Source organism: bacterium, assembly GCA_018814885.1.
Classification (GTDB): domain Bacteria; phylum Krumholzibacteriota; class Krumholzibacteriia; order LZORAL124-64-63; family LZORAL124-64-63; genus JAHIYU01.
Genome location: JAHIYU010000170.1, coordinates 1 through 9,800, shown reverse-complemented (window position 1 = coordinate 9,800; position 9,800 = coordinate 1). Strand labels below are relative to the sequence as shown.

The following is a 9,800-nucleotide window of genomic DNA, read 5'->3' as shown; positions in this document are numbered from 1 at the left end:
CTCCCCGTGGAGGGCGCATGAAGAAGGGCCCGCCGTGAGGCGGGCCCCTCGTCAGGGCGAGCTGGCGGGAGGGGGGCGTCGTCCCGCGCTCGGTGAGCGCCTCGCGCAGCGCCTAAGCGAGCGAGCGCGGGACCACGCCCCCCGGCCCCACTACTTGATCAAAGCCATCTGCCCGATGTGCGAGTGATCGCCGGCACGGATGCGGTAGAAGTAGACGCCGGCCGCGACACGGCGACCATCGTCGCTTTCGCCCCGCCACTCGACGGCGTGCACGGCGGCGGGCATCTCGCCGTCGATCAGCGTCCGCACCAGCCGTCCGGCCACGTCGTAGACGCGGAGCGTCGTGACGGAGGCCTCGGGCAGCGAGAAGCGGAGCATCGTCGAGGGGTTGAAGGGGTTGGGGAAGTTGGGCTCGACGGCGAATCTCGAGGGCGCCGGTCCCTGGCCCGGTCCGTCATCGATGCCGGTGCCGCCGGTGCAGCCCTGGCCCAGGGCGCCGATCTGGCCGCAACCGCCGGACTGGGCGGGCATGCAGGGCGACGTGTCCTCGATGGTGTAATCGCCCGCGACGGCGTCGCAGAACGCGGGATCGACGGAGACGTTGCCGTCGCTGCCGGTGGGATCCGTGACGCCGGCGTACTCGGCCGCCGTGTTGCCGTAGACGTCGTTGCAGGTCAGGTTCAGCGCGGAGGCGGAGGCCTCGACGCCGGTGCCGGTGTTGAAGGCGACGATGTTGTTGGCGAGCGTCGCCGTCGAGGACAGGATGTAAATGCCGCCGCCCGCGCTGGCCGCATCGTTGTCCACGAAGGTGTTCCCGGTGAGGGTGTTGACGCCCGTGCTCGACAGGTACAGACCGCCTCCCGTGTCCGTGGCCGAGTTGCCGGACACGACGCTGAGGGACATGTCCAGGGCCGTCGCGCCGGCGTTGTCGGCGACGTAGAGGCCGCCTCCCGATCGCAATCCCGTATGGCCGTACACCCTGCAGCCGGTCATGGTCAGGTCGGTGTCCGTGACGTAGAGCCCTCCGCCCAGCGGATAGAACAGGAAGTTGTCGCTCGGCGCGTTGTCGTAGATGTCACAGTCCACCAGGGTCGGCGAGCCGCCGTAGACGTAGACGCCACAGCCGTAGAGGGACGTGTTGTCGTGGATGGTGGAGTTCTCCATGGTGGCCGCGGAGTCGTTGAAGATCACGCCGCCGCCCCCGCCCCCCTCGATGATGTTGCCGGTGCCGTTGCCGGTCACGTCGATGTTGCGCAGGATGGCGTCGCCGTTGATCACGATGCCGCCCCCGAAACTGCCCGTGTAGGGTATGCCGTTGAAATACTGTCCGGTGCCGCCCGTGCAGCGGAAACCGTCGACGACGACGTCGGGACCGATGCTGTCCGGCACCAGCATGGCGGTGGTGGAGGACGTGCCGGTGATCACGGTCGGGTTGCCCGCCGGATCGCGCGTGTCGTAGGTCTCGTCCCAGCCTCCCAGGTGATAGAGGCTCTTGTCCCAGATCGTGACGGGGCCGCTCAAGCCGTGGGATCCGCGCACGGCGATGGTGTCGCCCGGGGCGGCCTCGTTGACGGCGTCGAAGTAGTCCGCAAACTCGTCCGGCACCTTCTGGAAGTTGTCGCCCAGCGCGGTCAGCAGGTTCGCGCGTCCGGCACCCAGCCAGCCCACGAGGCTGGGATTGGCGGCGTCGAGGTTGTCGCAGGTGTCGTACATCAGGTTGATGACCTCCGTGCGGGTCAAGCCCGGATCGGCGGACCACAACAGGGCGATGACGCCGCAGGTGATGGGCGAGGAGAAGGAGGTGCCGTCCACGGTGGCGTACGTGCTCGAGGCGGTGCCGTGGTTGTACCAGGTCGTGTGGATGTTGTCGCCGGGAGCCGAGATCTCGACCCAGATGCCGTAATTGGAGAAACTGGCCTTCTGGTCGTACTGGTTCAGGGCCGCCACGGAGATCGAGCCGGAATAGGTGTCGAGGTACTCGGGGATGTCGTCGCTGTCGTTGCCGGCCGCGTTGACGATGACCACGCCGTTGGCGACGGCGTTGTTCAGGGAACTGTACAGGTAGCTCGAGCTGCCCCAGCTGCAGTTGATGATGTCGGCGCCCATGCTGGTGGCGTAGGTTATGGCTTGCGCCACGAAGGCCATGCTGACCACGCCGATGCCGTCGCTGCGCAGCCATCCCGCGCGCAGGGCCATGATCTTGGATCCGCCCGACGTGCCGGAGATGCCCACGCCGTTGTCGGTGACGGCCGCCGCGCAACCGGCGCAGCCCGTGCCGTGACCGGCGAAGTCCATGGGGTCGTTGTCGGCGACGGTGGCGTCCTCGCCCGGCCAGGGGCTGGTCGAATTTGTGACGAAATCCCAGCCGCGAATGTCGTCGAGCCTGCCGTTGGAGTCGTCATCGACGCCGGGCGTGCCGAAATACTCCGTCCAGTTTATCCAGATGCAGCCGTCGGTGTGGTCGGCGTTGGTGCCGCCCAGGTCGGGATGCTGCCAGTCGACCCCGGAGTCGATGATGGCGATGACGATGTTGCTGTCGCCCTGGGCTTCGGCCCAGCCGCCCATCCAGCGGATGTCCTTGTTGCCGTAGCCGAGGTTCCGCAGGTACCACTGCTGTACGAGGAGCGGGTCGTCGGGCACGGCGATGTGCAGGGTACGGATCTCGTCCTTGTACGCCTGGCGCACGCCGGGCAGGGCGGTGTAGGCGGCGACGGCCTCGTCCAGGTCGGCATCCCGGTCCATCTCCACGACCCATTGGCGTCGCAGGACGTCAGCGGCCGCCTTGTCGGCGGATATCACGGTGGCGTGAAGGGGTTCGAGCGTTTCGGCGGCGAAACGGTCGTTCAGCCGCTGGAATCCGGAGTCGTCCACGATCAGACCCGCGGCGGTCTTGGTGACCGTGGGCGTGAATCCCGGTTCCAGGTCGAGGAGCACGCGCCCGGGCAGGTATCCGACCAGACTGTCCGCCATGGTGGTCGTCGCGACACACGAGGCCAGGGCCAGTATGGAGAACACGGTCAGCATCGCCGTTCTTTTCATGTACTTAACCTCGCTGCTGGGTCATCGTGTGACCTCATCACAAGTTATTGGCGGGGAAAGGGGATCCGACATATTATACGAAAAATGATGGCCATCTTCAATGTGGACGATTCCGTTCCCCGATGAGGTCGAAAGGTCCGCCCTTGCGAATCCTCTTTCTGGAGCCCTACGACGGCGGATCCCACCGTTCGTTCCGCGAAGGTCTCGCCCGTCACTCCCGCCATTCCATCATGGCCCTGACCCTGCCGGCGCGTTTCTGGAAGTGGCGCATGCGCGGAGCGGCGGTCTGGTTCGCCGACCGCATCGCCGCGGACGGCGCGACGGCCGACCTGATCATCGCGACCGACTTCCTGAACGCGGCCGACCTGCGGGGTCTGTTGAGACCGCCGATGGACCGGACGCCCCTGCTGCTCTACATGCACGAGAACCAGCTGACCTACCCGCTGTCGCCGGAAGAGGAATTCGATTTCCACTTCGGCTTCACCAACATCCTGAGTTGCCTGGCGGCCGATCGTGTGCTTTTCAACTCGGCGTTCCACAGGGACCTGTTCCTGGGTTCCCTGCCCGGCTACCTGGCCCGGATGCCCGAGGCGGTGCCCCGGGGCGTGAGGCCGCGCCTGGAGGCGAAAAGCGGCGTGATGCCGGTCGGCCTGGAGCGCACCCCGCACCCCGCCGGAAGCTTCGCCCCCTACCTGGGCGGCGCCTGCACCGTCGGGACGGGGCCCGGCTGGCCGCGCGACGGGCGCACCCATGTCATCCTGTGGAACCATCGCTGGGAGTTCGACAAGAGGCCGGAGATGTTCGCCGGCGTCATGTCGAGGCTCGCCGACGCCGGTCGTCGGTTCCGCCTCCTGCTGCTGGGCGAGACCCGGCAGAGGGACGAGGTCTTCGCCGGACTGCGCGCTCGACTCGCGGATCGCATCGACGCCTGCGGTTTCGTGCCGGCGCACGGGGCGTACGAGCGGTTGCTGGAGTCGGCGGACATCGTGGTGAGCTGCGCCGCCCAGGAGTATTTCGGCATCTCCGTCGCGGAGGCCGTGCATGCCGGGGCCTATCCGGTCCTGCCCCGCGAACAGGTCTATCCCTCTCTCTACGGCGACCGGTGTCGGGGACGCCATTTCTACGCGGGGGAGGACGAATTGGTGTCCTTGCTGGACGAGTTGCTGGCGGGCGACGCCTGCGGTCATGTCTGCTCGCTCCCGCTCGACTGCGACGCTTACTGCTGGCAACGCCTGGCCCCGCAATTCGACGAGGTGTTCGAGGAGGTGTCCGGATCATGAGTCGTACTCCGCAATCACGCTGCTACCTCATCGACATCGAAGGCGTGCTGGTGCGCGACAAGCGCTACGAGCCCGTGCCGGGATCGGTGGCGTGGTTCAACGGGCTTGGTGACAAGGGGTGCGGCCGGATCCTGGTCAGCAACAATACCACCCATGCGCCGGAAGACCTGGCGTCCGCCCTGCGTGGCGTGGGATTCGCGGTCGCGCCGGAAGACCTGGTGACGGCCCTGGCAGTCGGGGCCCGGCTGCTCGAGGGGTGGGGGAAGACACGCATACTCTGGCTGGGCTCGCCGGGTATGGCAGACTGGTGGCGCGAAGCCGGGTTCACGCTCGTCACCGGCGGCCGCTGCGATGCGGTGGTGCTGGGCGCCAACCCCGATCTCGGGCCGTCGGACCTGCAGGGAGCCCTGGCCGCACTGCTGGATCACGACGCCGAGCTGGTCGCGCTCCACCGGAACATGTTCTATCTGGACGGCCGGGGTGAGCGTCGATTCGGCCCCGGCTTCGCCTGCGCGGGCCTGTCCGGGGTAGCGCGTCGCGATCCCGTCGTCGTGGGCAAGCCGCAGGAGCGGATTTACCGCCAGGCGCTGGAAAAGATTGGCGGCAGGGCCGAGGAAGCCCTATTTATCTCGGATGATCCGGTGAACGACCTGGTCACCGCCAAGAAGCTCGGCATGACCACGGCTTTCGTGCTCTCTGGCAAGTATCCGGATCACGCGGTGCTGGGTCGGATGGACCAGCAGGACTGGCCCGACATCATCGCCGACACGCCTGCCGCGATCGACGCGGCCGAGTCCGGTACGGGCGGCGCAACCATGGACGGAGAATGACCTTGGCGGCATCCGAAGAAACCCAGAAGCGCGATCCCCGCCAGCTCTCTCAGCTCGCCTTGACGGCCTGGGAGATGGAGCAGGAGCCGGTCGGGGCCGGTGACGCCAGGTCCCGCTCGTCGCTGCTGCGTGCGCACGCCCGTCTGCAGGCCGAGATCGAGGCTGTCACCGGCATCGTCGCCGATCAACGTTCCCGTCTGCGCGTGCGGGACGATGCCGAAGAGGGTGTGCTGCTGATTCACGGCTCCACGGGTAGTCCGGCCGATCTGGCGGGTCTGGCCGAACATCTGTTCGACAGCGGCTTCCAGGTCTACAGCATGCTCCTGCCCGGCCACGGCACGGGCACCGAAGGTCTGCCGACGGTCATGTGGAAGAGCTGTCTCAACGAGGTGTCGCTGCGTTATCGGATCCTGTCGCGCGCCTGCCGCCGCGTGCACGTGGTGGGCTTCAGCTTCGGCGCCGCCCTGGCCATCCTGCTGACACAGAACGAGCACCCGTCTACCCTCTCCCTGCTGGCGCCGGCCCTGGTTCCCAAGGTCACGTTCTGGACCCGCCTGATGATCGCCCTGGGCCTGCATCGCCTGCCCGTGCTGCGCCGCCGGATCGGCTGGAACCTGGAGGTCTTCGAGGCCATGGAGAAGGCGAAAGGTCAGATCGGCAAGCTCAAGCTGCCCGTGTACGCCGCGCACTGCGAGGACGACGAGCGCATAGACGCCGCTTCCCTGCGGCACCTCCAGAAGAAGGTCCACAACAAGTCTTCCAGATTCCGCCTCTACCAGACGGGCGGACACATGATCCTGGAGGCCCACGGCCCGTCGTCCCTGCACGGCGAGGTGCTCCAGTTCATCAGGACCAAGCCCCGTCAGCATTCATAATCCACGGCCCCGGTTGCGGTTTGCAATGGAGCAGGCATTCCCAGACTGCCCTCATCTGGCACGTCGTTTCCCTTGATGCCCGTAAGCGGCCATGAACCCCCGATTTCCGCCGGACAACGCGTTTTCGAGGTGTTCTTGCCGGGGGCATGGTAGTTGCTTTTCGGGGGGTCGAATCGGTTCAACCCGCATCCAAGGAGCGCGACAATCATGAACGACACCAGGGATTACGGCGCCATCTACATCGGCGGCGAGAAGAACGCGAACCAGGTCATGACCTCGGTCGAGGCCGCCGAGTATCTGAAGATGCACGTCAAGACGGTCTGCCGCCTGGCCAAGGAAGGGAAGATCCCGGCCAAGAAGGTCGGCAGCGAGTGGCGCTTCCTGCGCAGGGTGCTGGACAACTGGCTATCCATGGAGCTGGTCTGACCCATGGCGATCGCCTTCGGACATCTCGATCTCACCGGCGGGCCGGTGGCCGGTCTGCGCTTGAGCGGGACCGTGGCCAGCGGCGATCAGCGCGAGTTCGCAGCGCTCGCTTCCCGGCTCATGGCCGAGGGGGTGACCGGGCTGATCCTCGATATGAGCGAGCTGGGCTCCATCAGCGAGGATCTGGCCGGGGAACTCGCCACCTCTCAGCGCCGGCTCCTGGATCACGACGGTGAAATGGTGTTCGTCCAGCCGAACGTGGTCATCAACTGGTTGCTGGACAAACGGTTCGGCCCCTTGCCCCACCGGTCGTTCGTGACCGTGGCGGAGGCCGCAGCGGCGTTCGCATCGGGGGAGGAGACGGACGCGTCGCCCGCCGAGTCGGTTGCGGCGGAAACGCCGCACGCGCTGTCCGCGGATTGGCCCGTGAACGTCAACGAGTCCGGTCGGCCGGATCGCTTCTCGTTCGCCGTGGTGTTGCAGGCCCTGCAGCGCTCCGCCGATCCCATGGAGTGGCTGGAGCCCCTGCGCGTCATGTTGCGGCGGACGGGTCTCGGGCGCGACCTGTTGATCTGCCGCAGGAACGGTGACCGCCTGGAACTGGTCGGTCGCAGGGACTACGCCTTCCCGGCCAACGGCTGGCTGGGATCCCTGCTGATCAGCGCAGACTGCCCGCTGGGCGTGCCGGAGATCGCCGGCGACGGCCTGACGCTGCCGGAGAAGGCTTTCCTGAAATGGTGCGATACCGACGTCGTCGTGCCGGTGATCGACAGCGGATCCTGCCTGTGCGGCGCTCTCTTCGTCAAGAGCGACCGCGACGGAGGGCTATACCGCTACCGCTCGGGAGAATTGCTGTCCCTGGCGCTGCTCGGACGCCTGCTCGCGGCGTACATGCCCGCGGGCGAGCCCGAGTCCGGGGCGACCAGCTACGGGGGCAAGCGCACGGTCGTCCGCGAACCGGAACTGTTGACGATCTGAACCCCGCTCACGGCCGTTCTGTGTATACCACGAACGGCTGTGCCGCGTCCGGTACACGCCCTCAACCCCCCGCCTTTACTTGCAGCTACGGAACGGCCCGCGGCGCAAGCGTCGATCGGGAGACCATGACGTAGCGACCCGCGGCGCCAGTCGGGAGATCCGGCAAGCGGCACCCGGCTGTGTAACCGGGCACGCGGCAACGTCATGCCGATAGGGGACGGCGCGTCCGGCGATCGGGGCCTCCGCTTGCTTCGCCGCGCGGCACGGGGGCGGCGGGTCGAGGATGGGAGGACTCGGCACGTCGCGTGGAGCAAACCGGTGTGGCGACACGGGCGCCCGACTCGACACGCCGGTTTCCCACCCCGCTCAGCCGCGAGCCCGGAAGGCTCGTGATCGTTCCGGGCGGGTCCATCGACGCGCCCCGCTCGACCACGAGGAGGGAACCGGGCCGTGCCGCTCGACGAATGGAAACGATATCTCCGCCGCAACGTCGCCAAGCTGCAGGCGAACATCCGCGAGGATCTGAGACTCGTCTCCTGCGGCTTTACCGGTGCGGCGGACGGCTACGCGCTCTGGCTCGATTGCGAACGGGTCGGCGCATGCGGCGATGTCGACTTCCGGGGGAGGGGCGTCGCATCCCTCTGGCGGGGAAGCGCCAGCCTGCCGCGGGCGCACGCGACGCCGGCGGCGGACCCGATCGGCCGGCGGAACCTGCTGCTCGCCCTGGCCCAGGCCCTCTCGGACATCTCGTGCCGCTCGGGGGCCGGGGTAGGCCTGTGGCGTGACGGCGGCGGAGGGACCCGGGCTAGGCGGGTTGCGTCTCGGTCTGTTCGCGCGTCTTGTCCGGGTGGCGGGTGAAGATGAGGTTCAGCTCGGTGGTCAGGTCGTCTATCGACAGGCCGCGTTTGATCTCCCCGGCGTAGGCCAGGGAGATGGCCCGTGTCTCCTCGGAGACCACGATGACGGCGGCGTCCGACACCTCGCTCAGGCCGATGGCGGCGCGGTGGCGCGTGCCCAGCACGTAGCCCAGCTCCGTGCGCTCGGTGTTGGGGAGGATGCAGGCCGCGGCGGCGATCCGATCCTGGCTGATGATGACCGCGCCGTCGTGCAGCGGGCCCGGCATGGTGAACAGGGACTCGAGCAGTTCGGCCGAGATCTCGGCCCCGAGCGGCGTTCCCGTCTTGGCCCAGCGGCCCAGGCTGATCTCCCGCTCCAGAACGATCAGGGCACCCAGTCCCCTGCGCGAGAGCCTCTCGACGGCGTGGATGATCTCCTGCTGCGCCGGGATCTCCTCCGGCGCGGCGAAAAAGAGGATGCCGCGGCGTCGCCCCAGGTGGGTCAGCGCCGTCCGCAGTTCCGGCTGGAAGATGATCAAGAAGGCCACGACCCAGACCGTCTGCAGGGACGAGATGATCTGCTTGACGACGATCAGGCCGATCCGGTCGGCGAGCCAGGAGAAGACCACCAGCAGGCCCAGTCCGAAGAACATCTGCGTGGCGCGCGTGCCGCGCACCAGCAGCACCACGCGATAGAGCAGGAAGGCCACGATCAGGATGTCGAGGAGGTCGATGATCGGCGAATCGGCGAGCAGGCTGAACATTCGGGTACCGGACCGTTCGGTTGAATCGCGTCGTGGACGTCGCGGGGCGTAGCTTAGCACCGCGCGCGCAACGGCTCAACGTAGAAGAGGGCCTCGTCGATGGTCTTCCAGCGCGGACAGGACAGCCAGGCACTGGGCGGTCTCGCGGACGTCGTGCACCCTGAGGACCGCCGCTCCCTGGGCGAAGGCGGCGGCCGCCGCGGCCAGGCTGCCGCCGAGGCGCTCGGGAGTCGGCGCGCCGGTCAGATGTTCGATGAAGGACTTGCGCGAGGCGCCCACCAGCAGGGGCCTGCCACGGGCCACTTCGCTCAGGTTGGCCAGCAACGCCAGGTTGTGGTCCAGGGTCTTGCCGAAGCCGATGCCGGGATCGACGGCGATGCGGGCGCGCTGCACGCCGGCCGCCTCGGCCGCCTCCGCGTAGGCCGCGAGCTCGTCGGCCACCTCGGCCACCACGTCGTCGTACCGGGGATCGATCTGCATGGTGCGCGGCGTGCCCCGCATGTGCATCAGGACCAGTCCGCATCCGGTGTCCGCCGCCAGCGTCAGCATTCCGGGATCGTTCCGGCCGCCGGTGATGTCGTTGAGGCCGTCGGCGCCGGCGTCCAGCGCGCGCCGTGCGGTGTCGGCCCGGCGGGTGTCGACCGTGAGCGGCAGGTCGCAGACCTCGCGGATGGCGGCCAGGGCGGGCAGCAGTCGTTCCTGCTCGCGGGCCGCATCGACGGGATCGGCGGCGGGGCGCGACGACTCGGCGCCCACGTCGAGCAGGTCGGCG

Annotated in this window: 8 protein-coding genes; 5 read left to right on the top strand and 3 right to left on the bottom strand. The window is 67.9% G+C overall.

All coding sequences use genetic code 11. From position 1 onward, the window contains the following. Positions 1-150: 150 nt before the first annotated feature. Positions 151-3,039, bottom strand: a complete 2,889-nt coding sequence (locus KJ554_12880; protein MBU0743229.1) for a S8 family serine peptidase — start codon at positions 3,037-3,039, stop codon at positions 151-153. 143 nt (positions 3,040-3,182) lie between these two features. On the opposite strand from KJ554_12880, the gene KJ554_12875 reads away from it, so the two are divergent. The 5 genes from KJ554_12875 to KJ554_12855 all read left to right on the top strand — a co-directional run bounded on the left by KJ554_12875 (position 3,183) and on the right by KJ554_12855 (position 7,428). Then, complete coding sequence (locus KJ554_12875; GenBank protein MBU0743228.1) at positions 3,183-4,319, top strand: DUF3524 domain-containing protein; 1,137 nt, start codon at positions 3,183-3,185, stop codon at positions 4,317-4,319. Beyond that, positions 4,316-5,149: an HAD-IIA family hydrolase gene (locus KJ554_12870; GenBank protein ID MBU0743227.1), complete on the top strand. Its 834-nt coding sequence runs from the start codon at positions 4,316-4,318 to the stop codon at positions 5,147-5,149. Before KJ554_12875 ends, KJ554_12870 begins: the two co-directional genes overlap by 4 nt. 2 nt (positions 5,150-5,151) lie before the next feature. Then, on the top strand, positions 5,152-6,024 hold the full coding sequence (locus KJ554_12865; protein ID MBU0743226.1) for an alpha/beta fold hydrolase: 873 nt from the start codon (positions 5,152-5,154) through the stop codon (positions 6,022-6,024). Positions 6,025-6,231: 207 nt separating this feature from the next. After that, positions 6,232-6,450 carry a helix-turn-helix domain-containing protein gene (locus KJ554_12860; protein MBU0743225.1) on the top strand — a complete coding sequence of 73 codons (219 nt, stop codon included), beginning with the start codon at positions 6,232-6,234 and terminating at the stop codon, positions 6,448-6,450. Positions 6,451-6,453: 3 nt separating this feature from the next. Further along, on the top strand, positions 6,454-7,428 hold the full coding sequence (locus KJ554_12855; protein MBU0743224.1) for a hypothetical protein: 975 nt from the start codon (positions 6,454-6,456) through the stop codon (positions 7,426-7,428). An 805-nt stretch (positions 7,429-8,233) separates the two neighbouring features. Here the strand turns inward: KJ554_12855 and cdaA are convergent. Then, positions 8,234-9,028, bottom strand: a complete 795-nt coding sequence (gene cdaA, locus KJ554_12850) for a diadenylate cyclase CdaA (protein ID MBU0743223.1) — start codon at positions 9,026-9,028, stop codon at positions 8,234-8,236. Between the two features lie 75 nt (positions 9,029-9,103). Next, positions 9,104-9,800: dihydropteroate synthase (gene folP, locus KJ554_12845; protein MBU0743222.1), on the bottom strand; the 697-nt coding region annotated here is incomplete at its 5' end.

Excerpts from the sequence above, each read along its gene's own strand:
- cdaA (MBU0743223.1), bottom strand. The coding sequence starts at position 9,028 with ATGTTCAGCCTGCTCGCCGATTCGCCGATCATCGACCTCCTCGACATC.
- KJ554_12860 (MBU0743225.1), top strand. The coding sequence starts at position 6,232 with ATGAACGACACCAGGGATTACGGCGCCATCTACATCGGCGGCGAGAAG.
- KJ554_12855 (MBU0743224.1), top strand. The coding sequence starts at position 6,454 with ATGGCGATCGCCTTCGGACATCTCGATCTCACCGGCGGGCCGGTGGCC.
- KJ554_12870 (MBU0743227.1), top strand. The coding sequence starts at position 4,316 with ATGAGTCGTACTCCGCAATCACGCTGCTACCTCATCGACATCGAAGGC.
- KJ554_12880 (MBU0743229.1), bottom strand. The coding sequence starts at position 3,039 with ATGAAAAGAACGGCGATGCTGACCGTGTTCTCCATACTGGCCCTGGCC.